Source organism: Rhodobacter sp. SY28-1 (genome assembly GCF_005222785.1).
Lineage (GTDB): Bacteria > Pseudomonadota > Alphaproteobacteria > Rhodobacterales > Rhodobacteraceae > Tabrizicola.
Map to the genome: position 1 here is coordinate 1,058,905 of NZ_STGH01000001.1, position 25,885 is coordinate 1,084,789.

At 63.3% G+C, this 25,885-nt stretch carries 23 protein-coding genes and 1 pseudogene; 12 read left to right on the plus strand and 12 right to left on the minus strand.

The window, feature by feature from the left end:
* Positions 1-32: 32 nt before the first annotated feature.
* The 5 genes from E8M84_RS05140 to E8M84_RS05160 form a co-directional block, all read right to left on the minus strand.
* Positions 33-518: a type VI secretion system tube protein Hcp gene (locus E8M84_RS05140; RefSeq protein WP_137110082.1), complete on the minus strand. Its 486-nt coding sequence runs from the start codon at positions 516-518 to the stop codon at positions 33-35.
* Between the two features lie 43 nt (positions 519-561).
* Positions 562-2,067, minus strand: coding sequence for a type VI secretion system contractile sheath large subunit (tssC, locus tag E8M84_RS05145; protein ID WP_137110083.1), 1,506 nt, complete (start codon positions 2,065-2,067; stop codon positions 562-564).
* Positions 2,068-2,070: 3 nt separating this feature from the next.
* The gene (gene tssB, locus E8M84_RS05150; protein ID WP_137110084.1) at positions 2,071-2,595 is read right to left on the minus strand and encodes a type VI secretion system contractile sheath small subunit; all 525 of its coding nucleotides are present in this window, start codon (positions 2,593-2,595) and stop codon (positions 2,071-2,073) included.
* Between the two features lie 30 nt (positions 2,596-2,625).
* Positions 2,626-3,765: an ImpA family type VI secretion system protein gene (locus E8M84_RS05155; RefSeq protein WP_137110085.1), complete on the minus strand. Its 1,140-nt coding sequence runs from the start codon at positions 3,763-3,765 to the stop codon at positions 2,626-2,628.
* Between the two features lie 72 nt (positions 3,766-3,837).
* Positions 3,838-5,940 (minus strand): serine/threonine-protein kinase, encoded by a 2,103-nt coding sequence (locus E8M84_RS05160; RefSeq protein WP_137110086.1) that lies wholly within the window; start codon positions 5,938-5,940, stop codon positions 3,838-3,840.
* A 157-nt stretch (positions 5,941-6,097) separates the two neighbouring features.
* On the opposite strand from E8M84_RS05160, the gene tssH reads away from it, so the two are divergent.
* From tssH to E8M84_RS05200, 8 genes are read left to right on the plus strand one after another with little or no spacing between them, the layout of a single operon-like run.
* Positions 6,098-8,806, plus strand: coding sequence for a type VI secretion system ATPase TssH (gene tssH, locus E8M84_RS05165; protein ID WP_137110087.1), 2,709 nt, complete (start codon positions 6,098-6,100; stop codon positions 8,804-8,806).
* Between the two features lie 11 nt (positions 8,807-8,817).
* On the plus strand, positions 8,818-9,222 hold the full coding sequence (locus E8M84_RS05170; protein WP_137110088.1) for a hypothetical protein: 405 nt from the start codon (positions 8,818-8,820) through the stop codon (positions 9,220-9,222).
* A gap of 4 nt (positions 9,223-9,226) precedes the next feature.
* Positions 9,227-9,748: a type VI secretion system-associated protein TagF gene (gene tagF, locus E8M84_RS05175; RefSeq protein ID WP_137110089.1), complete on the plus strand. Its 522-nt coding sequence runs from the start codon at positions 9,227-9,229 to the stop codon at positions 9,746-9,748.
* Positions 9,748-10,581: a DUF4150 domain-containing protein gene (locus tag E8M84_RS05180; protein WP_137110090.1), complete on the plus strand. Its 834-nt coding sequence runs from the start codon at positions 9,748-9,750 to the stop codon at positions 10,579-10,581. The genes tagF and E8M84_RS05180 overlap by 1 nt, the downstream gene beginning before the upstream one ends.
* 12 nt (positions 10,582-10,593) lie before the next feature.
* Entirely contained in the window at positions 10,594-11,007 is a 414-nt protein-coding gene (locus tag E8M84_RS05185; RefSeq protein ID WP_137110091.1) for a hypothetical protein, read from the plus strand.
* Entirely contained in the window at positions 11,007-11,495 is a 489-nt protein-coding gene (locus tag E8M84_RS05190) for a hypothetical protein (RefSeq protein ID WP_137110092.1), read from the plus strand. Before E8M84_RS05185 ends, E8M84_RS05190 begins: the two co-directional genes overlap by 1 nt.
* Entirely contained in the window at positions 11,496-12,581 is a 1,086-nt protein-coding gene (locus tag E8M84_RS05195; protein WP_137110093.1) for a DUF2169 domain-containing protein, read from the plus strand.
* A complete protein-coding gene (locus tag E8M84_RS05200) occupies positions 12,569-13,654 on the plus strand; it encodes a hypothetical protein (RefSeq protein ID WP_137110094.1) in 1,086 nt (361 codons plus the stop codon). The genes E8M84_RS05195 and E8M84_RS05200 overlap by 13 nt, the downstream gene beginning before the upstream one ends.
* On the opposite strand, the gene E8M84_RS05205 is transcribed toward E8M84_RS05200, so the two are convergent.
* Entirely contained in the window at positions 13,636-14,679 is a 1,044-nt protein-coding gene (locus tag E8M84_RS05205) for a hypothetical protein (RefSeq protein ID WP_137110095.1), read from the minus strand. The two genes, E8M84_RS05200 and E8M84_RS05205, sit on opposite strands and share 19 nt — an antisense overlap.
* Before the next feature lie 440 nt (positions 14,680-15,119).
* On the opposite strand from E8M84_RS05205, the gene E8M84_RS05210 reads away from it, so the two are divergent.
* The 3 genes and pseudogenes from E8M84_RS05210 to E8M84_RS05220 all read left to right on the plus strand — a co-directional run.
* Positions 15,120-16,622: a caspase family protein gene (locus tag E8M84_RS05210; protein ID WP_137110096.1), complete on the plus strand. Its 1,503-nt coding sequence runs from the start codon at positions 15,120-15,122 to the stop codon at positions 16,620-16,622.
* On the plus strand, positions 16,623-17,234 hold the full coding sequence (locus E8M84_RS05215) for a hypothetical protein (RefSeq protein ID WP_137110097.1): 612 nt from the start codon (positions 16,623-16,625) through the stop codon (positions 17,232-17,234). It abuts the gene before it with no gap.
* Positions 17,235-17,627: 393 nt separating this feature from the next.
* Positions 17,628-19,457 (plus strand): annotated as a pseudogene (locus E8M84_RS05220) (ParB/RepB/Spo0J family partition protein); the annotation flags it as partial.
* Between the two features lie 641 nt (positions 19,458-20,098).
* Here E8M84_RS05220 and E8M84_RS05225 read toward each other — a convergent pair.
* From E8M84_RS05225 to E8M84_RS05250, 6 genes are all read right to left on the minus strand, one after another.
* Complete coding sequence (locus tag E8M84_RS05225; protein WP_137110098.1) at positions 20,099-20,677, minus strand: hypothetical protein; 579 nt, start codon at positions 20,675-20,677, stop codon at positions 20,099-20,101.
* A 506-nt stretch (positions 20,678-21,183) separates the two neighbouring features.
* Positions 21,184-21,594, minus strand: coding sequence for a hypothetical protein (locus tag E8M84_RS05230; RefSeq protein ID WP_137110099.1), 411 nt, complete (start codon positions 21,592-21,594; stop codon positions 21,184-21,186).
* 2 nt (positions 21,595-21,596) lie between these two features.
* Entirely contained in the window at positions 21,597-22,535 is a 939-nt protein-coding gene (locus E8M84_RS05235) for a ParB N-terminal domain-containing protein (protein WP_137110100.1), read from the minus strand.
* Complete coding sequence (locus tag E8M84_RS05240) at positions 22,532-22,717, minus strand: AlpA family transcriptional regulator (protein WP_137110101.1); 186 nt, start codon at positions 22,715-22,717, stop codon at positions 22,532-22,534. The genes E8M84_RS05235 and E8M84_RS05240 overlap by 4 nt, the downstream gene beginning before the upstream one ends.
* A 65-nt stretch (positions 22,718-22,782) precedes the next feature.
* Positions 22,783-23,445, minus strand: a complete 663-nt coding sequence (locus E8M84_RS05245; RefSeq protein ID WP_137110102.1) for a hypothetical protein — start codon at positions 23,443-23,445, stop codon at positions 22,783-22,785.
* Positions 23,442-24,743 carry an integrase arm-type DNA-binding domain-containing protein gene (locus E8M84_RS05250; RefSeq protein ID WP_240790287.1) on the minus strand — a complete coding sequence of 434 codons (1,302 nt, stop codon included), beginning with the start codon at positions 24,741-24,743 and terminating at the stop codon, positions 23,442-23,444. Before E8M84_RS05250 ends, E8M84_RS05245 begins: the two co-directional genes overlap by 4 nt.
* Positions 24,744-25,030: 287 nt before the next feature.
* Here E8M84_RS05250 and E8M84_RS05255 point away from each other — a divergent pair, with 287 nt between their 5' ends.
* Complete coding sequence (locus E8M84_RS05255) at positions 25,031-25,885, plus strand: metalloregulator ArsR/SmtB family transcription factor (protein WP_137110103.1); 855 nt, start codon at positions 25,031-25,033, stop codon at positions 25,883-25,885.

Genomic DNA, 25,885 nt, shown 5'->3' on the forward strand with positions numbered 1-25,885 from the left:
TTCCCTCTCCTGATCGTCGCTGGGCCCTTGGTTCAGGCACCGGCGACCAGGTCATATTCGAACTCATGCTCGCCACCGGCCGAGTGGTCGCTGGCCTGCTCGATGTAAAGAACCTTGAGCTTGTTGAACACGACAGAGACGGATTCCATCGGCGGGGAATCGTCGCCGCCCATGCCGCCAGAGAAAGTGTAGGATTCGATCATGCAGTCCGTCAGCGTGATCGTCAGGTAGTCAAGGTGGGTCTCACCCGAGTCCTTGCGAAGCGTCACCACGATCTCCGGGAACGCTGTGGCAAGCAGGACAGCTTGCGCGAGGTAGGGCGAGGACTTGTCGTACAGTTTTGTGACATTCACCGAAGTGACGTTAGCCATGCCGGTGCTGCGCCCGACGCCCGGGGTGTTGATCATTGGACGCGTCGCCGCCCATTGAAGCGAGGAAATGATGATCTCGTCTTCATGGTCCTTGCGGCCACTTTCGCCGGGGATCTCGGCGATTTTCATGTATCCTGAAACGGCCATTCCTTTGTCCTTTCTGCTGTGAAATCAGTAGGTTTGAACGAGTTTACTTACTCTTGACAGACGGCAGCTCGGACACGAGCCGCAGGCTGGCGTTAATGCCTTCCAATTGATAGTGCGGGCGCAGGTAGAAGCGCGCGTTGTAATAGCCTGGGCGCCCTTCGACGGAATCGACCTGCACTTCGGCCTTGGCCAGCGGGCGTTTCGCCTTGGCCTTGTCATCCGCCATTGCCGTGTTCGACAGCACGTAGCGGTTGATCCATTCCGACAGCCAGATCTGCATGTCGGCACGTTCCTTGAACGTTCCTACCTTGTCGCGCGCCATCGCCTTCAGGTAATGCGCAAAGCGACTGACCGGGAAGAGGTACGGCAGGTTGGCCGACAGCCGCTCGTTCGCCTGGGCATCAGGGTCGACCAGGCGACCCGCGCGCGCCTCATCGTCCTGCAGGCTGTGTGCCCCGATGAAGGCCGCGATGTCGGTGTTCTTGCGGTGCAGGATCGGCATGAAGCCCAGCTTGGCAAGTTCGGCCTCGCGCCGGTCGTCGATGGCGATTTCCGTCGGGCACTTCATCGCGATGGAGCCGTCGTCGGTGGGGAAGCTGTGAACCGGCAGGTTGATCACCGCGCCGCCGGATTCGACGCCGCGGATCTGGCTGCCCCAGCCGTAAAGCTTGTGGCTGCGGTTGATGTTCACGCCCATCGCGAAGGCCGCGTTCATCCAGACGTAGTGGTCATGCTTTCCGTCGATCTCTTCCTCGAAGGCGAAACCCTTTACCGGGATCGTCGAGGCGCCATAGGGCAGGCGTGCCAGCACGCGGGGCATGGTCAGGCCGATGTAGCGCGCATCCTCGGATTCCCGCAGGGACTGCCAGCTGGCATAGTCGGGCGACGATACGATCTGCTGCAGGTCCTGCGGGTTCGGCAGTTCCTGCCAGCTTTGCATCCGGAACAGTTGCGGGGCCGCTGCGGCGATGAACGGCGCATGGGCGGAAGCGCAGATGCCCGACATGTTGCGCAGAAGGCCGACGTCGCGCGGGTGGTGGCTGAACTCGTAGGCGCCGACGATGGCCCCGAAAGGCTCGCCGCCAAACATCGAATATTCGTCCGTGTAGAGCTTCTTGAAGATGGGAGACTGGTCCCACATCTGGCCCTCGAAATCCTCCAGCGTGTCGGCCAGCTGGTCCTTGGTGATGTTCATCACCCGGATCTTCAGCTTCTGGTCAGTCTCGGTGTTGTTCACAAGGTAATGCAGCCCGCGCCAGGTGCCCTCGATCTCGCGCACTTCTGGGGCGTGCATGATCTCGTTCATCTGTGTGGTCAGCAGGCTGTCGATCCCGGCGATCAGGTTCTTGATCGACTTGACCGCGTTGCCCGAGATGGTGGCCGTGCCTGATCGTTCGGTTGCCGCAAGAGCCAGGTTCTGCACCAGCTTCTGCAGCTTGGCGCTTTCATCTTCCTTGACCCGGAAGTCCTTTTCCAGAAGGTCGCTGAATTCGCCCAGGTCAATGGTCTGGGCCTCGGCGGCGGTCGCCTGCTTTTCCTGTTCGGCCATCGCTCAGCCCTCCTTCTTCATGGCTTCATCGGCGACCTGCATCAGCAGGGGCTCGTTCTGCAGAAGCTGCGCGATGCGCTTTTCGGCGTTCACCTTGCCGTCCATGTAGCCCAGAAGTTCTTCAAGCTGACGACGCATCTTCAGAAGCTCGGCCAGTGCGGGGACCTGCTCGGCCACCTTGTCCGGGGTGAAGTCGGACATTCGCTTGAACGTCAGGTCGACGAACATCTCCTCGTCCGCAGCGCCATCCTTGGCGGGCAGGCGGTTCGGGACCCGCGCCTTCACGCGTGGTGCCAACGCTTCCATGAACTTGCCGAAGCGGCCTGCGTCGACGTCGACGAAGGTGCGGTCGTTGACCGGCTTCATCGCCTCTTTCGTTTCGGACTTGCCGGCGAGGTCGGCCATCACGCCCATGACGAAGGGAAGTTCGATGGTGGTCGGGCTGCCGTAGTGTTCGACATCATAGGCGATCTGCACCCGCGGCGCGCGGTTGCGTTCGATCACCTTTGCCTTGCTTTCACTTGCCATGTCTCAGACCTCTCCTGACTGTCGTGGGGCCTATTGTGGGGCCGATTTCTTGTCGTCCACGCCGGCGACGTTCTTGAATTCCTTCATCCCGCTGGGGGCGATCTCTTCCATCAGCTGCAGGAAGTTCATCGGCACCATCTTCCGCATCCGCCGCGCCAGATGCGGGATCGGGCTGGAGGGCTCGGTGCGTTCGTAGAAGGCGATGATCATGTCGAGACAGCGCTCCACGTCCCGGCGCGAGTTCACTGATCCCGGGGTGCCACCGGCGGCGGGCGGGGGATGGGCACCGTTCGTCATCGGGGCAGGGGAAGGCTCGGCCATGGCAGTCATCTCCGATGTAGGAGCGGCAGGGGCTGCCTGCCCTTGAGTGGCGGTCAGCGGGATGAGCGCCCGCGACAGGACCTTTTCCAGCTCGGGCAACCTGAAACCAACGCCGTTCTCGCCTACCCGGGCGGTCAGTGCGGCTTCCAGTTCGGCAAGCGCTGACCGCGCGGCTTCGATCCCCTGGGCGAGGGTCGTCAAAGTGTCGGGCTGCTCGATAGCGATGGCGCGGCAGGCGGCGGTGACACGGTTCACCCTGGCTTCGTGGCGCGACAGCAGTTCGGCGAGTTCCTTGTCGCCGAGACCCTGCGGCAGTTCCGCCTGGGCCTGCATCCGCGTGAGTGCTCCGGCGCAAAGGTCACCGAAGGTGATCGCACCGAGACCCCGCGGGTTCAGGACGACGGTGAATTCAAGGTCGCAGAGAAGCCCGTTTTCGCGGTTCTGCAGGTCGAGGATCGCGTTGGTGCGCCGCCGTGCGGCCTCGCTGACCGAGGGGCTTTCGCGCAGCACCGGATGCATGCTGTCCCAGTGGGTCTCGACCGTGCTGGTCAGCAGGCCCAGGCCTTGCGCCAGCCCGTCGAACCCTTCGGAATTCGCCAGCGCCCGGACCACGATCACCAGAAGCCGGATGTCGCGCCCCGTCTGGGCCAGATCCTCGGCTTGCGACAGGATCCCGGCCCAGTCAACGTTGGCGCTGCCCGTCCCGCCGGTCCTGACATTCTCCAGCCGGAAACTTCGGGCGGCAGGCTCCATCAGCCGCTCGACGGCATGGAAACGCGGGTCGTTGCGCAGTTCCGATCCCGAGGCGCTGCCGTCTGCCACAGGAACCAGGAACGGTTCAAGCTCCATCTCGGTCCAAAGCCTTCTGCACTAAGCTGAAACAAAATCTGCATCACAACTCTTGCACCACCTGACCTAAAGTCAAGGTCTTGCATCAATGACCCGTGAGGCGATTGAAACGATGTTCTCCGGGTCCTTCGCAATGACATCCGCAAGCTCGTCCGCAAGGCCCCCGACCGACAGCGTCTCGGGCAGCCGGGTGCCGAAAAGCGGTCGTTTCGAAAGGATCGCGATGATCTCGGACTTGCCGAAATTGCTTGCATCCACCTCGATCGAGAAGACGGAGGTCCCCGCACGCAAATCGGCCATGCTGCCCAGGACCCGGATGCGCCGGACCCCGTCGACCACGCTGCCGATGTTCTGGATGTCATGCTCGGCCTGTTTCTCGTTTGGTAGCAGGCTGAAGACCTGGTTGGTGTTGTCGACCACCAGCACCCAGAGCGACAGCCCCGTCAGGTCGGCCGGGACCAGCACTTCGACCACCGGGTTTTCGCCCGCACGGAATATCCCGGACAGGTTGACCTCGCCCGTCGCGCCATTGCCGAACCAGATCACCGCATCGCCTGCACTCACGGGGGGAAGGACCTTGCGGACGGTGCAGAGGTCCTTGTTCAGGATCGTCACGTCCAGCCTGAGGCTGCGGTCGCCCAGCGTCGGCTCCACCGCCGCCTGAAGCGCATCGCGCGCCTCCACCGATTCCATTGCGCCGGTCACCGCGATGGTCTCGCCCAGCTCGTAGATCTGCAGCGGGCCCTTGTCGGGGCTCAGGGGGCCGCAGAGAGCGAAGGGGGAGAGCGCATCCAGCACGGTCTGGCCCTGCAGTTTGGCGGGACCGGTCCGCGGGGTGAAGCCGATCTTCATCCCGGTCCGCGATGCCAAGTCCAGGATCGCCTTGCGCTTTGCCTCGGTCTGATCCCGGTTCGCCGTCACCGCCGCGATGTCGACGACGGTGTCCGTCACTGTCAGTTGCCATTCGGGAATGCCCTGCAGAAGCTCGAACAGCTCTGCCAGGCTGCTGACCCAGCGCTCGTCCGGCACACCCTGGGCCAGCACCAGGGCATCGGCGGGTGGAGAGACGCCAGTTGCGGCGATGAAGGCAAGCTCCAGCTGCTGCGCAGCCTTGGCATCCGGGGTGTTGCCGGAAAGCTGCGCCCCTTCCGGCCCGAAACTTGCGGTCAACCGGTAGGGCGAGGCGACGGGGATGGGGTTCAGCCAGGGGTCCATAAGCCCCGCATACCAGGCCCCACCGCCGAACAGCCCGAGAAGCAGGACAAGAAGCAATGCGAGCGTTCCGCCGCGCCCCTTCCGCGCTTCTCCCGGCTCGGGCGGCGCACGGCGACCCCTGGTCGAGGGTGGCTTCAGCGCCTGGTTCAGGCGCTCGACCACCGCCTCGGCACTCGGTGCACGTTCTGCAAGGGCAGGGGCCGTCAGCCAGTCGACCAGTGCCTTCAAGGGCTCTGGCACGCCTTCGGTGTCCAGCTTTGTCTGCTTGCGGCGGATGATCTCGCCGGGCGTCGAGCCACCGAACGGCACCTGCCCGCGGAAGGCCGCCAGCAGCGTCGCGCCAAGGGCATAAAGGTCCGACCGCTTCTCGGCCCGACCCTCCAGCTGCTCCGGGGCTGCGTATTCGTACTTCCCGGCGAATTCGTTGCCGACGATGGTCTTTGCGCCAGCCGAAGTGTCCTTGGCGATGCCGAAGTCGATGATTGTCGCCTTTTCCGCCGCCCCGTCGCGCAGGACAACGTTGTCGGGCGAGAGGTCCCGGTGGACGATCCCCCGCGCATGGGCGGCAACGAGCCCCTCGGCCACCCGGTGCGCGATGATCATCAGCTCACGCGGCTCCATCCGGCGGCGCGTCATGATGTCGTTCATCGACGGCCCGTCGATGAAATCCATCACCAGGAAGACGTGACCCTGATCCGTCCGCGAGCACTCGGAATACCGCACCACAGCGTCGTTTATGACGTCGCGCATCTGCTCTTCGCGGCGCATGAGCTGGATGTAATCGTCGTTCCCGGAAAACTGCGCGTTCAGTGCCTTGATAGCGACGATCCGCCCTGAGATCTGGTTGCGCGCCCGGTAAACCTCGCCTGTGCCGCCACGGCCAAGGACACCCTCGATCTCGTAGGTGTGGTTCAGCACCTGACCCTGGCGGAATATGTCACCCGGCAGTCGGTCGATCATGGCCTAGACCGCCGCCCGCGCGGGTCCGGTATTCGCGACCCCGTCCGCCAAAACAGTCGCCATAGGAAAATTTCCGGTTTAGATTGACCTTGCGGAAAGCCTGCGACTTTCCGGACCGATGAGCAAGCATATTCAAAAATGATAAAGGGCAAGCATTATGGCCCCACGTGGCGGTACCGAGACGATCAAGCGAAAAGAGCTGGTCGGGAAGCTGAACCCCGTCTGTCTGAAGGCGTTTTCCGCCGCAGCCCAGGCCGCAAAGACCCGTGGCAACCCTTATGTCGAGCTGGTCCATTTCATTGAGGCGCTGTCGCAATCTGCCCGGTCGGATTTCGAAATCCTCTGTGCCTCGGCCGGGGTCGACTCCTCAAAGCTGTCAGCCGACATCACCCGCGCGGTGGACGCGCTGCCGCACGGCGCGGGGTCGGTCGAGGAGTTCTCGGACCATATCTTCCGCGCCATCCAGGAGGGCTGGACCTTCGGCAGCCTCGAATTCGGCGACGACACGGTGCGGTCGGCCTACATTCTTCTCGGCGCGCTGAAGGTCCCGGTGCTGGAGGGGCTTCTCTTCAAGATCAGCCTGGAGTTCGACAAGATCGACCCGGCGTCGATGTCCGGCCAGCTGGGTGACCTTTTGGCCGAGTCCGTCGAAGGCGCGAAACTCGAGGGCGAGGCCCCCAAGGCAAAGCAGGCCCCTGGCGGCAAGTCGGCCCTGAGCCAGTATGCGACGAACCTGACCGAACGCGCCCGGGCCGGGAAGATCGACCCTGTGATCGGCCGCGACCCGGAAATCCGCCAGATCATCGACATCCTGATGCGCCGGCGTCAGAACAACCCGATCCTTACGGGCGAGGCTGGGGTAGGCAAGACCGCCGTCGTCGAAGGCTTCGCCCTGCGCCTTGCGCGTGGCGACGTGCCGCCGCAGCTGAAGGCGGTCGAACTGCACATGCTGGACGTAGGCCTGATGCAGGCCGGGGCCTCGGTGAAGGGCGAATTCGAAAAGCGCCTGAAGCAGGTGATCGACGAGGTGCAGTCCTCGGAAAAGCCGATCATCCTCTTCATCGACGAAGCGCATACCCTGATCGGGGCCGGAGGTGCCGCAGGGACGGGCGACGCGGCGAACCTGCTGAAGCCGGCCCTCGCACGGGGTGAGTTGCGTACCGTCGCTGCCACGACCTGGGCCGAATACAAGGAACACATTGAAAAGGATCCCGCCTTGACCCGCCGCTTCCAGGTGGTCAAGGTCGAGGAGCCCTCCGAAGACGCCGCCGTTCGCATGTTGCGCGGCGTGGCGGGGGTGCTGGAAAAGCACCACAAGGTCGAAATCCTCGACGAGGCGATCGAGGCTGCAGTGGCCTTGTCGCACCGCTACATCCCGTCGCGCCAGCTTCCCGACAAGGCGATCAGCCTCCTCGACACCGCCTGCGCCCGTGTGGCCGTCTCGCAGCACGCAACCCCGGCCGAGGTCGAGGACATCGAACGCCGCCTGTCGTCGCTGGAGGTCGAGCAGGGGATCATCGGGCGCGAGGAAGCAATCGGCATCGAGGTGGGCGACCGGAAGGCCGAGGTTGAGGCCGCCCTGGCGAAGGCCACGACAGAACTGGAGGCCGCAAAGGCGCGCTGGGACGCTGAAAAGGCGCTGGTTGATGAGGTCCTGTCGCTGCGTGCCACCCTGCGCGGCGCGGGTCAGCCGGTGGACGAGACCGGGATGACGGGGGAGACGCCGCCCGAGGCCAGCGAGGAGACCGCCGAGCCAGAGGCGCTGACGCCCGAAGCCAGGGCAGAGATGCTGGCAACCCTTCGCGCCCGCATGGCGACTTTGGCTGAGGCGCAAGGCGAGCGCCCGCTGATCCTTCCGGCGGTGGACCGTCTTGCCGTCGGGGCCATCGTCCAGGACTGGACCGGCATTCCCATGGGCCGGATGCTTGCCAGCCAGACCGAACGCGCATTGCAGCTTGCGGGAACGCTATCGGAACGTGTTGTCGGCCAGGACCACGCGATGGGCATGATCGCGAACCGCATTCAGACGTCCTACGCGGGCCTTGGTGCACCTGAGAAGCCCATCGGCGTCTTCATGCTTTGCGGCCCCTCGGGTGTGGGGAAAACCGAGACCGCGCTGGCACTGGCAGAAACCCTGTACGGCGGCGAGCAGAACCTGATCTCGATCAACATGTCCGAGTTCCAGGAAGCCCATACCGTCAGCACCCTGAAAGGCGCGCCGCCGGGATATGTCGGCTACGGCAAGGGCGGCATCCTGACCGAGGCCGTCCGGCGGCGGCCCTATTCGGTGATCCTCTTGGATGAGGTTGAAAAGGCCCACCCTGACGTGCACGAGATATTCTTCCAGGTCTTCGACAAGGGGATGATGGACGACAGCGAAGGCCGCCGGATCGACTTCAAGAACACCCTCATCCTTCTGACCTCCAACGTCGGCTCCGAGGAAATCATGGCGATGACCGAGGATGGAAAGTCCGGCGCCGATCTTGAAGAGCTGACCGCCAGCCTTCGCGCGCCACTTCTGAAGGTGTTCCCGGCAGCCCTTCTTGGTCGCGTGGTCACGATACCCTACTACCCGCTCTCTGACGCGATGATCGAATCCATCGCCGGCCACAAGCTGCGGGGCATCGCCCGGCGGCTGGAGGCGGGCCATGGCGCGGAACTGGTGATCGGCGAGGGGGTGATGGACACGATCAAGGCGCGCTGCACCGAGATCGAGTCTGGCGGCCGGATGATCGACGCAATCCTTACGAACACTCTTCTCCCGGAACTTTCCCGCCAGGTCCTGAACCGCAAGCTGGAAGGAGCCGAACTGACGCGAGTCACTGTCACGGGCTCGGACGCAGGCTTCACCTATGCCTTCGAGTAAGGAGAGACGCGATGCATGATGGACCTTTCCTTGGCCTGCAAGGCGTCTACCGCGCGAGGATCGCCGAGATCGGCCCCGATGGCCGGGCCAAGGTGCTGATCCCTTCGCTTGGCGACACGGTCCTCTTTGCCGAATCCCTGGTCCCGATCGGCACAGCTGCGGTCGGGCGGCTGGCGGCCGTGACGATGATGGATGACCAGCCGCTGATCCTGGGCCTGCTCCAGCCACCGCTGCCGCAGGTTGACGCCGATGGTGAGGCGCAGGTCATCGAGGCCACCCGGGAACTGACCCTGCGTTGCGGCGCGGCCTCGATCACGATGACCGCGGATGGTCGGGTGACGATCCGTGGCACACAGCTCCTCAGCCGGTCCGAAGGCGCGAACCGGGTGCAGGGGGCGACTGTCCAGCTGAACTGATCCCATGCCCGCTGACCCGCCCCTGACCGGCTACTTCGGCAAGCTGCCCTTGGCAGCCGGGTTCGTCGGCGCGTCGCTGCCACAGGACTTCACAGACCGCTGGGACACCTGGTATGCGACCGCCACCCGCGAGACCGATCCCCCTCCCATCGCCTACGACGAACCCGCCTGGCGCTTCCTCGCAGCGCCAGGCCTTTTCGGACCACTTCCTGCCGCGGGGGTCTGGCGGCACAGCCGCGACGCGCGCGGGGGGCGGTATCCCCTTGTTATCGCCACCCTCGGCCAACCACTGGCCGTCGACGATCCCTGGTTCGACGCGGCCGAACGGCTGTTGACCGGCGCTGTCGACGGCGAGATCGCGGCGCCCGAGCTGGCCCGAAGTCTTCCCGGCCTGCCGGTGCCGCGTCCGGCCTCGCCCCCCTCTGCCGCCATCCTGATGTGGCGCGACGACTGGGAGGTGCACGAGCTGTCCTTCCCCACAGGCCGCGCCTTCGCCGCCTTCGGCCTGCCGCAGGGGAGGGACTGATGGGCCTGACCGTCTATGCCGAGAACATGGGCTTCTTCCACAAGGGCAGCGGCGGCAAGGGCATCGCCCCCGGCGATGTCTGTATGACCCCCCCACCGCCCCCGGCCGGCCCGATCCCGGTACCTTATGTGAACATCGCGCAGGCGTCGGACCTGACGAAGGGCTCGAAGAGCGTGAAGATCGACGGCGAGCCCACGGCGCTGGAAGACGTTTCCGAGGTTTCGACCAGCACCGGCAACGAGCCAGGCAGCCAGCCGCCGAAGGGGGTGGTGACGGCCACCAACAAGGGCAAGGCCAGCTTCACGATGTGGTCCTTCACGGTGAAGGTGGAAGGTAAGGGCGTCTGCCGCCACGGCGACCCGATGTTTCAGAATACGATGAGCACCCCTCCAAACTGTATCGATGCAGCGGCGATGACCAAATTCAAGACCGCGCCGGGCGTCATCACTGGCAAGAAGTGCGCGCGGAAGTACAACGGCAGGAAACATCGCCCCAGCCGGAAGAAGAAACAGGCGGACAAGGTGAACGGCAAACCCTGCTGGGAATGCAAGCGCGACCTTGCCAACCTGAAGAAGCGGCTTGCGAACGGGGCCAAGGTCGCCTCGAAGGTCAAACGGCTGGAAAGCAAGATAGCCGGCCAGTCGAAAAAAGGCGCGTACATGGTCCACGACCACCAGCCCCCTCTTGTGGTTGCCTGGGCGATGGGCGGCTGCCACATGGGCGTGAAGGAGTTCAAGAAGCACTTCTCGACCCCGCAGAGTGTCAAACCGCATTGCTTTGCACATCAGCGCAGCCAGGGGTCAAAGGCTGCGAAGTATGCTCGCAACATGTAGGGGCCGGGCAGCATGACCGACAGCGTCGAAACCATCCAATCTCGCTACATCGCCGAGATGAAGGCTTTGCTTCCCTACTTGGAGGACTGGTGGAGCGGAGTGGTCGCCGTGTACGGCGATGCCGCCTGGAAGCGTTGGCCGACGGGCTATTCGGGTCATCCGCGCGTTTTGGCGGTTTTCCGGAAGTACTATTTCCAGATCGAAGCGGTCAACAATGCGGCCATCGAGAGATCGACTGGCGACGACCCTCAAACACCAGATGAAGAACTTTGGGGTGAGGAGGACGATGCAGACGATTTTGCCGTCGAAGACCAAGCCGACTGGCTCATCTTCAGTATTTTGGACGAGGCACCGGAGCTCGAAGACTTGGTCAACGGCCTTTGCTTCGTACCGATTGGGATGCAGCCTGATGAGGAGCCTGTCTGATGCCGCTTCTTACGCTCTTTCCAATGGAGAATGGAATTGCCCGACTCATGGTCCAGCCGAGCGACATCCTCCCGCGCAGCGGCAGACGGGCAGGGCTGAAGGAGTACGCAGCCCCAGCGCGGCTCCGCGAGCTTTTCGCTGGATACCGGAATGACTTACGACTTGCTGGCGACGTAGCATCCGCCTGGTGGGAAGGAACTGTTGAGGCACAGGAAGCCCTCGGCCTATCCCGCGATGAGGCGCTGAAAGAGGCGTTCGACACGCGCTTGGCAGGTCCGGCAGCGCATCCGAATGTCGTCTGGGTCGTCAGGTCCTATTGGCTGCTTTGCAGCGATACTGATCCAAGCTCCGCAGCGTTCGGGTTGGCCTATCCCGAAGAAATTCTCCTCCTATGGCTCATCGACGCAGGCGAAACTGAGCTCGTGCGCCTGATCGCCTGCATGCCCTACTGGCCCATCGGGCTCGACGAAAACGGGAACTGGTGTTGAATGAGCTACGACACCGTCATCGACAACCGCACTCCCTTCGACGTGCAGACCCATGTCCAGCTCACGTCCGAGGGGCAGGAGCGGCTTGTGGTGATGCTTTCGGCCAGTTTTACCGCCGACGCCGAGGGCAAGGTCGGGCTCGCGGATGACCAGCTGCCTGTGACCTATGCCGACATCCCCTGGGGCGATCCGGTCCTGTCCTCGATCCGCTATGACGCCGATATCGCGCCAGTGAAGCCGCTGCCCGAGGTGATCGTGAACGGTTCGGCCCATGCGCCCGGTGGTGGGCCTGCGGAGCAGGTGATGGTGGGCCTCCAGATCGGGGAGGTCCGGAAGGTGCTGCAGGTCACGGGCGACCGGGTGCATCACCTCGGAGCCTTCAGCGCGCCGCAGCCCTTCGTCACCATGCCCCTGACCTGGGAGCGTGCCTTTGGAGGCACGGCGCAGGACGGGAACCGCGATCCGCGCAATCCGGTGGGAATCGGCTTCAGCGGCGCCCGCTCGGCTGACCCCTCTGCCCGCGGCGACGCACCGAACATTACTCGGCCCCACGAGGTCGCCACCACACGCGACGACCAGCCCGAGCCGGTGGGCTTTTCCAGCATCGGCCGGGGCTGGCAGCCGCGCCTGGCTTTCGCGGGGACCTATGACCAGGTCTGGCTCGACACCCAGTGGCCGCTGCCGCCCCGCGACTACGACCCGCGCCACGACCAGGTCGCTCCGTCGGACCAGCAATCGGCCTCGATCCGCCCCGGGGCCTCTGCCACGCTGATCAACCTGACGCCGGAGGGTCGCTGGGACTTTCGCATCCCTTCGCTGGCCGCACCCGTCCGTCTGTTCCGCGATCAAGGGGTCGAGGAGGTGGCGTTCCAGCCTGACACCGTGCTGATCGAGCCTGACCTCCGCCGGATCACTCTGAAGGCCCGGATGAGCTTCATCACCCGCCGCAACGCCCCCAAGCTGCGCGAGATACTTGTCGGCCACGTCTCGCCCGTCTTCCTGAACGCGCGGCGCAAGTACAAGGAATACATCAACCCGCTTGGTGGCGACGGGACCCTGCGCGAGGTGCCGGTGTGGGCCAGCTGACCCTTCCACTCTACATCACCGGCGCAGGTGCGGTCACAGCGGCGGGCCTGACCGCGTCGCAGACCTGTGCCGCGATCCGCGCCGGGGTGACCGGATTTTCATTGGAGACGCTGTCCGAGCCGTTTGGCGCAGAACAGACCGTAGCGCGGGTTCCGGCGAACTGGCGGCTGAAGCGTGATGCGGGGCAGTGGCTGATCAACCTTGCCGCCCGCGCGATCCGCGAGGCGGTACAGGACGCTGCAGAGGCCGATCCTGTCCCGATGGAGCGTACGGCACTTTTCCTGACGCCGCCGGAAAGCCACCGTAACCATCCGGCCTACGAAAACGTTGCGCCCCCAGCGCTTCTGGACGGCATCTTTGCCGCGTGTGAAATCACTTTTCACCATTCCTCCCGCGTGGTTGATGGTGGTGCTGCCGCAGGGCTGGGCCTTCTGGCGCAGGCAAGCGCTCTTCTGGCGCAGGGGGCCGTGGACAGGGTGATCCTGGCCGGCGTCGACAGCCTGGTGAACCCGACCGACCTTGCCAGGCTGATGGGTGCAAACCGGCTGGCTGGCGGCAGCAACTCGCAGGGCCTGATCCCCGGCGAAGGTGCCGCCGCAGTGGTGCTGTCGCCCCGCGCGCCTGGCAAGCAGCGACCGACCTGCGCAATCCTCTCCGTCGCCTCGGCGCGCGAAGTGAACTCGGTCTTCTCCGAAGGTTTCAGCCAGGGCCGCGCCATGCTGTCCGCGCTGCGCGAGGCCAGCCGGAAAGGCGAAGCGGATGGCGAGCCTTTCGTGGATTTCGTCCTTTCGAACGGCAATGGCGAACGCTATGGCGCCTGGGAATCGATGATCACCTGCGCGCGCTTTTACCGAACCCGACGCGAGCGCACCCCTACCGCGATGCCTGCGATGTCCGTGGGCGAGACTGGCAGCGCCTCGGCAGCACTCACGCTGGTAGTGGCCCGCGATGCCTTTGCGAATGGCTATGCACCGGGGAGAGTGGCGATGGCCGAAATCGCCTCGGACGACGGCCTGCGCTCTGCGGCGATGTTGCGGACCACGGCCGCGGCGGCTCAGCTCCAGGCGGGATAGGCGCGGGTCCTGCGCCAGTCCGGAAGGGGTGTTGCGCGGTCACGGAATCCAGCGCGCAACACGTCCAGTCGTTTGCGTCGCAGGGAAAGATGCGGCGGGTCGTTGGCGTGCGCTTTCAGCCAGACATCGAGCGACACAGGCCGCTGCGCGAGGTCGCCGCAAAGGTCCGGGTCCAGCGGGTATATATCGAAGAGTGCGAACTGTGCCGCGTCGACGTCAGCCTCCTGATCCAGCTGCTGCCAGAGCCAGCCCGCCACCGACAGGTCCCCCGTCACCCCGGCCCGCGACAGGGCCAGCGCCCGGGTCGTAGGCTGGCGCAGCATCGCCCCCAGACGCTCCCGCGCCTGGTCGGGCGCGGCGATCAGCGCGGTGTCCAGCGCAAGCTCTGCCACCGGCGCCTCGGCCATCGTGGCGTGGTCGTAGAGTGGCCCAGCCCCCTTGCCGAAGCGCGCAAGTGCAAGGAGTGACCAGAGGTCCCCCGCGGCAAGGTCCAACATATGCCCCGCCAGGTCTACCCGCCCCAGTTCGAAGGCCAGCCGGGCCGCACGGGACCGAACCTCGGGCGCCGGATCGGTCAGGAACCCGGCCAACATCGCCCCTGGGTCGCTCCGGTGATGCGACAACGCCACCAGCCCAAGGAACCGCAGCCCCTCTTCCCCAGACTCGAGCCAGCGCCGGACCTGCGGCCCGATGACCCGCGGTTCGGTCCAGGCCAGAGCGCCGGAAAGGCCCTTGCGGCCAGCCGGACTGCCCAACCCGGCGGCTAGCGTGAACTCCACAGCCGAACCTTGCGCGAAGGCGGTGACCGCAAGCGCGAAGACCTCTCCCGCGCCGCCAACCGTCTCGGCATATTCCGCTGCGATCTCCAGCCCGGTCTTGCCAGCCGCGACCAGCCCCGCAATGTTGCCGGCGATCCGCTGATCGGTGCGGCCAAGCTGCATCTCGTCCCAGGACTGGCCGTGGAAGGCGCGACCGCGCTGAACAAACAGAAAGGCGGCATCCTCGGCGTGTTGCCGGACGAGCATCGGGATTGCGGCCAAAGTCTTCATTGCGAAACCATCTTGCGCCAACGAGCCCGATCTTACGCCCGCAGTGCCGCAGTGTCATGTCCCGTAGTGCGTGTGCTGGACGCGGGGTCGGAGGCACCATGTCGGCGCTTGTGAGCCGGACACCGGGCCGAGTTTTCAGCGGGGATGCGGGCCGCAACATCTTTGACAATATTTTCCATGTCGTAGTGACCGTGCCCGCGGTCAGGACCCTTGGTGAAGGAGTGTTTCGGCAGGCGCGTCCGGCTGCCGGCGACGTCAAACACGAATGGGCGACGAAGGCTCCTCTGGCCAAGATTCAGTCGTCCCAACCGGTTGCTGGTCGGTTTCGATGCGCAATTGCGTTTTTTTCGTTTCTGTGATCGCCGATTGGGCGTAGCCTTTGACGTATCGTCTCTTTTTCGGCAACGGATTCCGTCATGCTTTTCCGCCTGTTGGTCCTTCCGCTGTTCCTAGCGTTGCTGGCATTCCCGGCTGCGTCCGAAACGCGAGCCAAGGACCGGGTCGCCCTTGTTCTGGGGATGGCCGGCTATCAGAACATCCAGGCATTGCGGAATACGGTCAACGATGCACGGGCGCTGGCCAAGACGCTGGAGGGAATCGGCTTCCAGGTGGATGTGCTGATGGACGCCACCCGTGAAGAGACGCTCGCCGCGCTGGAAAGTTTCGCCTTCAAGGCCGAAACGGCCGACATCGCCTTGGTCTATTACGCCGGCCACGGGGTTTCGGTACAAGGGACGACTTTCCTGATCCCCGTTGATGCAGAGGTGCGACAGGCAAAAGACATCGTCTCGGCCTCGGTCACGATGGACCAGATGCTCGCCGCCGTCGACGGAGCGCGGAAGATGTCGATCGTGATTCTGGACAGTTGCCGGGACAATCCCTTTCCCGATGTCATCGACCTGCGAGACCCCGAGGTGGCCAAAGGTCTGACCACGGGCAAGGGCGGTCTCGCCGTTCCCTCGCCGGATCGGGGCACCCTGGTTGCCTTTGCGGCCCGGGACGGCGCAGTGGCGCTGGACGGAACAGGCCAGAACAGCCCGTTCAACATAGCACTGCGCGAGAACATCGTCAGGCCAGAGCTGGAAATCAGCCTGCTTTTCCGGCGAGTGCGCGACGACGTGCTGGCCGCAACCGCAAACCAGCAGGAGCCCACGACCTATGGCGCCCTGCCAAGTGAACCCTTCTACCTCGCAAGCGATACCACTGGCTCGGCTGAACCCGGGCTTGAGGAGCTGGCATCCGCCTGGCAGCGCGTCGTGGCTTCAGAGCGCGACATGCTTGAGAAGTCCGCAGCTGCCGGGGACTCGCGGTCGCTCGTCGGTCTGGCTCTTGCAAAGCTTGATCGGCAGAGCACCGACTACGCCCCGGAAGAGGCGCTGGCGCTTCTGGAAAAGGCGGTGGCCGCGGGGGACCCGGATGCTAAGTACCGGTTGGCCAAGGTGCTGGAAGGTGGCCTGGGTGCCGACCCCGACCCGGTGCGCGCCCGAGCGCTGTATGAGGAAGCCGCCCTGGCGAAGATCCCGGCTGCGCTGAACGACATGGGCTATTTCCACTTCACCGGAGAGCTGGGCCTCGACAAGGACCGCGACAAGGCGCTGGCGCTGTTCCGGGAGGCCGCCGCCCAAGGCCATACCGAGGCAATGTTCAATGTGGCATCCTTTGCCGCAAACGGCCTTGTCCCGGGCATGGATTCGACTGACGCAGCCGACCTTCTATACCGCGCATTGCGCGGTGGCAGCGAACTGGCGCTGGATGGACTACTGAGCAACGCGGACAAGTTCCCGCGCGAGACCTGGGCCGGATTGCAGCAGATCCTCGCCGACAAGGGTCTATACGACGGTGCGGTCGATGGCTCTTTCGGCCCCGGAACCCGCCGCGCAGTGCTTGCAGCATATGGCATTTTTGGATCGGAGGATTGAGTGATGAAATCCCTGTGGCTCACCGCTTTCCTGGTACTAGGACTCAGCCTTTTCCTTGCGGCGCACCCGGCGCAGGCACAGTCCTGTGGCGGGATTGAGGAACCGGAATGCCCGCCCGACAACGATGACGGCGGTCCAAGCGGCGAAGCGATCAATACGGGAGTTACCAAGGAGATCGTCAAGATCATTGCGGGTGCCAACGAAACCTGCGACGACGACCGGATCGAGCTACGCTACCGCATAGATTGCCTTCGCATCTACTACCTGAAGGTCGCGGACCGTTTGCCTGACCGAGGCGACTACTTGCCGATCAAGAAGGCGATGATAGATGCGGCCGATAAGCTTGACGCTATCGTAACCAAGTACGAGGACGAGAGTGCACCGGTCATCCGTCCGCGTGAACGCCACAAGCCATTAGCCAAACGCCTGCCACAAGTGCGACCGGTGAAAGAGGCTTTTGCCGAAGCAGCAGCGGTCGAGGCTGCAATGGTTGTCGAAGAGACCGAGTTGATCATCATCCGTTCGGGTGGCGATCCCGCCCGTCGGACGCAGCATTACACTGAGGTAGCCGCAGCGGTCGAAGAGAACCTGGTGATCCTGCGTTCGTCCTGAGGGCAACGCTGTCGAGGATCACAATTCCCAAGACCAACTGCAGCCGGCATCCAAGAAACTCGCTGACATTCAACGACTGCTTCATCTGCTTTGGGGAGGCAGAGTGCCGCCTGCACCCGTCGTAAAAGTCTGATCCATTACAGCGGTGACGGGCTGCTCGACTGTGATTGGCTGGCAGTCTGGCTACTTCAGCGCGCTTCAATCCAAAGCGGCAGCCGACGAGTTCTTTGGTGGGCGATGTTCCTGGCGCTGATGTCCCGGCGCAATGTGGGACTATGTTCAGAGCAGCGTCTCCCGATCACGGGACAAGAGAGGGAAAGGATGGGGGTTTGAGGCGTGACGGGAAGTGAGATCGGGAGAGTGGCTTCCGGCGCCCGTCGTGGAGACGATCTGATGGCGAAAGTTGCCCAGAACGTCGACCTGTCCCCCTCGCGGGACATCCCCTTCAACAAGCTCGTGTTGAGCTAGTCCAATGGGCGGCGCATCAAGGCGGGGGTCTCGGTTGAGGAACTGGCCGAAGACATCGCGCGTCGCGAGCTCCTGCAGGGGTTGAGCGTGCGGCCCGTGCTTGATGCCGATGGTGTCGAGACCGGTACGTTCGAGATCCCGGCCGGTGGCCGTCGCTTCCAGGCGCTGTCGCTGCTTGTGAAGCAGAAGCGGCTGGCGAAAACCGCGCCAATCCCCTGCATCGTACGGGATGCTGCGTCGGAGATCCTGGCCGAGGACGACTCGCTCGCGGAGAATATGCAGCGCGTTGCCTTGCATCCGCTCGCCCAGTTCCGCGCCTTTCAAGCTTTGCGCGAGAAAGGTCAGGGCGAGGAAGCGATTGCGGCCGCATTCTTCGTCACGCCGCAGATCGTCAAGCAGCGCCTGAAGCTTGCCTCCGTGGCCCCTGCCCTGCTCGAGGCCTATGCCGAGGCTGGTATGACGCTCGAACAGCTGATGGCGTTCACGGTGAACCCGGATCATGCGCGTCAGGTGCAGGTCTGGGATGCGGTGAAGAACTCCTGGAACAAGGAGCCCTACGCCATCCGCCGCATGCTGACCGAGACCTCGGTTCGGGCCTCGGATCGTCGCGCGGTTTTCGTCGGCATCGATGCCTTTGAGGCGGCGGGCTGCGCTGTGCTGCGCGATCTCTTCCAAGGCGACGACGGTGGCTGGCTCGAGGACCCTGCGCTTCTGGACCGTCTGGTGGCCGAGAAGCTACAGGCCGAAGCCGAGGCTCTGGTCTCCGAGGGCTGGAAGTGGATCGAGGTGGCGACCGACCTGCCCTATGGTTACAGCCACGGTCTGCGGCGTCTGGCCGGTGATCGTGCGCCGCTGAGCGACGAGGAAAGCGCCGCCCACGCTTCGCTCCTCGCCGAGTACCGTGCGCTGGAGGAGGAGTTCTCCGATCAGGACGAATACCCTGAGAAGATCGATGCCCGGCTCGGTCAGCTCGTGACGGCGATGGAAGCGCTCGAGCAGCGGCCGTTGATCCACGACCCGGCCGAGGTTGCGCGCGCGGGTGTCTTCGTCACGCTGGATCGGGATGGCAGCCTTGCGGTCTATCGCGGCTATGTCCGGCCCGAGGACGAGCCGCGCGAGGAGACCGCGGTCCAGGATGGCGATGGCGTGGATGCCATGGGGCAGGGGGGTGATGGCAGTGTTTCCAGCTGGCACCCGTCAGCGACCTCCGCTGGCGGCACCATCGTCACCTCGGGTGGTCAGCCGATCAGTGCTGATCAAACCGACGATGCGGACGACGGCACACTGAAGCCGCTGCCCGAGCGGCTGGTCATGGAACTGACCGCCCATCGGACCCTCGCGCTGCGCGAGGCCATCGGGCGTTCCCCGGACGTGGCGCTGACGCTGCTGCTTCTGAAGCTGGTGACGGATACCTTCCGCACCTCCTCTGCTACGGGCAGCTGTCTCGAAGCCTCGGTGCGTCAGGTCTACATGTCAGCGCAGGCGCCCGATCTGAAGGATAGCGTCGTGGCCAAGCTGGTCGATGAGCGTTACGCAGCCTGGGAAGCCGATCTGCCTCTCGGCGATGATGCCGCGCTCTGGGATTATCTGAGCGTGCTCGACCAGGGCAGCCGTTTGGCGCTCTTGGCGCATTGTCTCAGCTACGGGATCAACGCTCTCCATGAGAAGGTGAACCCCTATGGAGCGGGCATCTCGGCCAGCGGCTTGACCCGTCGCATGACCCATGCCGATCTGGTGGCGCGTGCCGACGATCTCTTCGCCTGGTTCGAGGGGCGGGCTTGATAGCGGCGGGCAGCGACTTTCTTTGGATCTAGGTCACGAGCCGGGCGCATCAGCGCGCCTGGCTCGAGGCTCATCGTGCGACCTCGGGCAGCGTCTGGCTTGTCATCTGCAAGAAGCAGAACCCCAAGCGCCATCTGCCATATAAGAGCGGCGCATCGAACGTCCGCTTTCCGCCCTTAGCTTCCGTTCCAGTATTTGTCGCCGTTCTAACCGTAGCATCATCAGCACGCTCGGAGCAACCGTATGCCGCCTTTGCAAGATGACTACTGCCGCCGATCTCGTCGAATGGCGCGACCGTGTCGCCGCCCGATTACTCGCGGTGGTACTGGTAATGAAGACTGGTTCCCAATCGTCTGAAGAGACCGCTTTGTCAGGCCGAGTCGCCAGGTGGTGTCAAGAGTCGCATCGATAGCTTCCGCAACTTGCAGAAGCCCAGGCTCCTGAGCCCATGTCGATAATTCGGATGCGCCGTGTCCCCTTGTGAGCCTCCGTGGGCGCCATGCATCCGGCAGACCGACCATCCCTTCACTGCCGGAGCCCGGCACGGATCGCCGCTGCGTTTCGATTTCGCTGTGCACCTCGGGGACGCGTGTGCGCTTTGCATGGGGTCAACGTCACTTTTCATGACATGCCTTGGTGTGAACCGTCCCGACGATCGCCTGCCCACCTTCATTGATCGTCACTTGCCCGACGCTGACCGCAGGGCTGCTGCGAGCGCGATGGCGCCGAAGGGCGTCGAGCTGGTTGAGGAAGCCCTGGTTCATCCGCGCGGCGATCCGGCTATAGCTTTCGCGTACCTGATCGTTCGTGGCATCGGTCATCCTGCCCATGGCGGTCATCACCCCGACATGGGCAAGGCCGATCTGGGTCACCAGCATCGCCTCGATCGCGTCCTGTGGCTCGAGTTCCGCACCCATCGCGAGCAGAAGGTCGAGGAAGTTGATGTTGCGTTCGCCGAGCCCCAACACTGCCGTGCTTGCCATGAGATTGGCGGCGTGGGCTGTTCTCATCCCGAACATCACGCGCAGCTCCTCTGGTGACGGGATGCATTGCGCCATCTCGCCAATCGAGAGACCGGCGGTGTTGGCAATCTGACGGGTCGGGCGTTGGACAGATCCCGCTGGTGTCAGATGCGACGCGGTCGTCGCATCCAGAGTGGGCGGCGGTGGTGGAGTGGAGGAGCGGTGCGCCATGAGAAAGGCCTCTGCTGGTTTTCAGTCGTTGTGCGCGTTTAGGAGCGGAATCCTGCTCTCGGATCGTCTCGGTAGTTGAGCTTTTCTAGGCTAGTGCGAATGGCAAAATTCGCGTCCGATCAGTTGCTTATCTTTACCTTAACTAACGAAACCCTATATCTGCTCTTTGGTGAGCTCGTTGTGATGGTCAGAAGGCGGGTTACTGTGGCTGGGGATCGAACCCCACCTCCCACCCTGACCACCGCGATCTTGACCTGCTCCTCGGAACCGCCCGCCGCTTAGGCCAGACCTGCCTTTCCATCGGCACGGTCCGCTCTCCCATGTTCGCCGCCCTGATGGTGGCAGCGGGGCCTTGGGGCATGGAGAGACCGCGAGATGCGGAATAGCTGCCCCTGGATCCTGGCCCGTTCCCCGGTTGATCCTTGCATCTGCGGCCCCGGCCAACCCGTGAATGCCCATTCCGCAGACAACCCCGTGTTTTGCAGGCCTACGGGGACGGCCTATCCTCAGCGGCGTGTCGCCTCCCGTAAATGCACCGCGGCAGCCCGCAGGCCCTCATGTTGGTGCCAGTCGTTGAATTGCTCGCCGAGGGACGGCATAGCTCCGACCCTACCCGACCGCCGGGCGCAGGATGCCCCAGCGTTCAAGTCGCGCAAAAGCTGACCTGGCGCATTGATGGCGATGGCGCTGATTGACCCACATAGCTTTGTATCGACGCGACGGATACTGTCAGCGGCGAGGGCGGTTATCGCCATTCGCTCAGACCAGGAGAACTCCGCCCGTGCCTTTTGAAGAAGCGCGTTGTTGTTCGCCCGCGCCCAAGCGAAATGGGCGCATGCTATCCCGCCCCGGATGAGCTTGCGTTCCAGGCCGAGTGGAATGAATTCGCAAATCTGAGCGCGAAGGTCGTCGATCATCGTCAAAAAGGGGCCTCCGTATTCCAGATGTCCTCGACCTGCTCGTTCGGCACGCAGTCCTGGTTCCCGAAGCTTTCGTGTTCCTCGGGCTCGTGGGATTTCGGGACGTCAGCTGGCTCCAGTTGAGCATGTAGCCCCGCCAACACGGTAACGGCATCGCCTGCGAGTGCTGCCTCGAGCTGAGTAGCGAGGTTGACGTTCTTGCTCCGCAGGCCCTCGATGGTGGCCCTTGCCTCGGCAAGGTCGACCCTTAGCCCAATCACTGTATCAATCAGCATATCGCGGGTCATTTGCGCCAGCGCGTTGCGGGCATCTTCCACCGCGGATCCGAATGGGTCAGAGCCTTGATCGGCGCGCGGCGCAGAAGCTTCTTCAAGGATGTCCTGCTGCTCAGGCAGCGCGTCTGCACTGACCTCCGATCTGGCTTTCCCTATCTTCGTCGTATTCTGCTGATAGGTTTTGCCAGACCGATCGACGGTCCGGATCGCATCTTGTGACCGATCACAAGATGCGGACATCTCTTTGCTCACGCGGTTGACGAACTCACGGCTGACCACGCAGGCTTCAGCGATCTTGGCTTGCGGCCATTGGGACCATTCAGGGTCCTCGAGAAGCATCATCACCGAGTGGCGCTTGTCTTCGTTGCTACGGCGGAGGCCGTGCGTCGTATTCGCCTTCAAGGAATGCAGGATCGCGCGACGCTGGTCCCCTTTGCGGAAATCAGCCGGGATTTTGCTTTTGCCGATCCGTGCCCATGCAGCGAGGCGATGGAACCCGTCGGCCAGCCAGTAGTCTGTTCCGTCGTGGTAGACGACAACGGGAGGGAAGACGTTGTTTTCATCAGACATGGCTTCGACGTACTCAGACACCGTTATCTCATTGATCTTCACTCGGGATTGAGTCCCGCCGTCGAGGCGGATCCTGGAAATATCCATCATCATTTGGACACCGGACGGCCGGCTTCCCAAGCCTCAATCTCGCTCAGCTTCCAACGCGAGCACTGTTGCGAGAGCTTCATCGGTTTAGGGAAGTCGGAGTCAGTTCTTGTCCAGCGCCAGATCGTGGCACGGTGCACGCCGTAGCGGGAAGCAAGCTGAATGTCCGAGACGTAGAGTACTGTCATTGTCGTGCGCCCCATCGGTTACGATGGGGCGCAAAATGCTGACCTCTAGGCAACTTGTCTAAGTGTCAAAATTCGCCGCTTTTCTGCATTTCTGACAACGCCCACTCACAGGCTCTTCTGCAGTCAGAAGATATTGAAAACTCGTCGAAAAGAGCTTCGCAGAACTTCGCGAACTTAGTGCTACCTTTGCGATAGGTTGGTCTGGATTGGCCAATCCTACAGATGGCCAAGCCAGCATAGTAAGCAACTTTCCGAGCGACTAGATCAGGCTTTCTCCCTTTGCCGGACGGAAACGAGCGGCCCTCGTGGATAAGCCTCTGGATCGGTTCTTTCAGAGCATCCTTCAGACCCGTCAGCAGTGAGATAGCCGCGCTATCGATCCACTCGTCCTTGGTTGTATCAATATCCAGGAGTTCGCGTCGTGCCACATCTTCGGAAACACCGGCTGCTACACGTCTTGCCACGTGACCTTCTAGCCGAACGATCTGCACCACCCATGGATCAAGATCGGAGATAGCGTTAACGAGTTCCTGGATCTGTTTTCGGATCGCTTCCAGGTCAGCTTCAAGTAAATCTGGTCGAAGGCTGCGTCGATCCTTGTGAATGCCCGAGGAAAAAATCACGAGAGAGAACCGGTTTACTAGCAGAAGTGTCTTCGCATCAGCAGTACTTCGATCCACCTCGGCAAATCGAAGTAACAGTTCGCGGACGATTTCGAAGCTGTTCACGACCCACTCTTCTGGCTAAACACTGTTGCAGACTTGGCATCGTTGCCCTTCAAGAAATTCGCCCAAGCTGACATCATTGTGCGGCGCTTCTCAACCATGTCTCCCCGCCGATAGGCAGCTTCCACGGCATTTCCAACTTTGTGGGCCAGTGCAACCTCGGCCAAATCGCCGGGAAAGTCGGTTCGCTCGGCAACCCAGTCGCGGAACGTGCTGCGGAGGCCATGTGGCACGGCAGGGCGCTTGCTCACGCGGTCCAAAAATCCCGGCCCATCCGCTAAAATGTCGGCCTCATGTAAGCGCCGCATAGTCGCGGAAAGGGTCATGTCAGACAGTTGCCCGCCTCTACTGGACGGAAAGACCAGATCGGTCCCGTCCAGTTTCGGCAGGGCCTTCAGAAGCGCCAGCGCAGGGTCGGTCAGCGGGACGCGATGTTCCTTACCCATTTTCATGCGCTCAGCTGGAACAATCCAAAGGGTGCGGTCCAGGTCGATTTCTGACCAGATCGCGCCGCGCACTTCCCCGGAGCGGGCGGCAGTCAGGGCGGCAAACTCCAAAGCTCTCGGCCCGAAGCCTTCCCGCTGCCGAATGGCGCTAAACCATCGAGGGGCGTCGTCTAGGCTGAGCGCCGGTTGATTGCCCTTCGCTTTCACCTTCGACGGTGCGGGCAACAGTTCCTTGAGATTGCCCGCCCAGCGGGCGGGGTTGTCGCCCGTCCGGTGCCCGGCGACAGTTGCCCAGGACAAGACGCTTTCGATCCGCCCCCGAAGGCGGGAAGCGGTCTCTGTGCGGTCGGTCCAGATCGGGTGCAGAACTAGCAGCACGTCTTGAACAGTTATCTGCGAGACGGCCAGCTTTCCGAGAACCGGGAAAGCGAGTTGCTCAAGAGTCGCGCGCCACTGGTTGCGGTGCTTTTCGTTCCGGTAGGCGTCCAGCTTTGCTTCGAGGTATTTGTTCGCCGCCTCGGCAAAGGTCAGCCCCTTGCTTGTCGCGGCGGCCAGAGCTTCTCTAGCCGCCTTCCGCTCTGCCATCGGGTCAACGCCGCGCTCAATTTTGTCGCGGGCTTCCCTCGCCTTGTCGCGGGCCTGGGCCAGTGTCACGGTCGGAAAGCCGCCAAGGCCAATCTCGGCCCGCCGTCCAGCCATCGCGGCCCGAAGGATCCATGTCTTTCCCCCCTTGGGGGTGATTTGCAGGTAGAGACCGGCAACGCCCCCGACCGGGAGCATGGTGTTACCCTTGCCCCCTGCATGAGTCGCCCGCTTCACGTCCAGCGGCCCGAGTTCCTTCGCAACGCGCGGCAAGCGATAGCCTCCATCTTACCCACCTAAAAGATTATCACTTGAAGCGCCGGGATGCAACGCACTGAAACAAGTTGATGCATGAAGTATCTGAATTATCGTGGCTTTTGGTTGGCGTGGTGCAGCGGTCTGTTGCGGGATGCAAAAGCGGAATGGCGGTCCTCTGCTCCACCAACCCTCCTTACTGAACATCAACGACCGGACAGCGCCCGTTGGCGGTCGCGTTCCGTCGCCAGTCTGTCATAAAACCTTCATTGGACGCCCAGGCATATTTCCATTATTCAGGAAATATGGAAATTAATCACGCTACCCATGCCTTTGCCACCCTCGGCCACCCTGACCGGCTGGCGGTCTTCCGCCTGCTGATGCGGTTTGCGCCCCAAGGCGTGCGCCCGACCGAGATCGCCGAGGCTTTGGGCCTGAAACCGAACACCCTGTCACATCATCTGGCTGACCTTACCGCGTCTGGCCTCGTCCAGGTCACGCGGGCAGGCAGGTCGCTCTATTACGCCGTCGATCTCGACAGGACCGAAGGATTGATCGGCTACCTCGCCCTCGACGTTGGCCGGGCCCGGCCCGACCTCCTTGCCTCCCTCCTCTCCGCCCCGAAGGACATCCCCCACATGGACCGGACCATCCCCGACACCGACTTCGACGTGCTCTTCATCTGCTCGGGCAACTCGGCCCGGTCGATCTTTGCCGAGGCACTGTTGCGCGATCTGGGCCGCGGCAAGTTCCAGGCCTTTTCGGCCGGCTACAACCCCGGCAGCCAGCTGAACCCCTTCGCGCTGGAAATCCTGAAGCGGAACGGCCACGACACATCCGGCCTGCGCTCCAAGCATATCTCGGAGTTCCAGAGGCCCGGCGCCATCGTGATGGATTTCGTCTTCACCGTCTGCGACACCGCCGCGGCCGAGGACTGCCCGCCCTGGCCCGGCCAGCCGATCACCGGCCACTGGGGCCTGCCCGACCCGGTCAAGGCCTCGGGCACCGATGCGGAAAAGGCGCTGGTCTTCGCCCAGACCTACGCGGCCTTGCGTCGCCGGATCGCGGCCTTTGTCGAGCTGCCGTTCGAAAGCCTGAACCGCCTTTCCCTGCAATCCCGTGTCGATGCCATCGGCGCCGACTCCAAGGCAAAGGCCTGA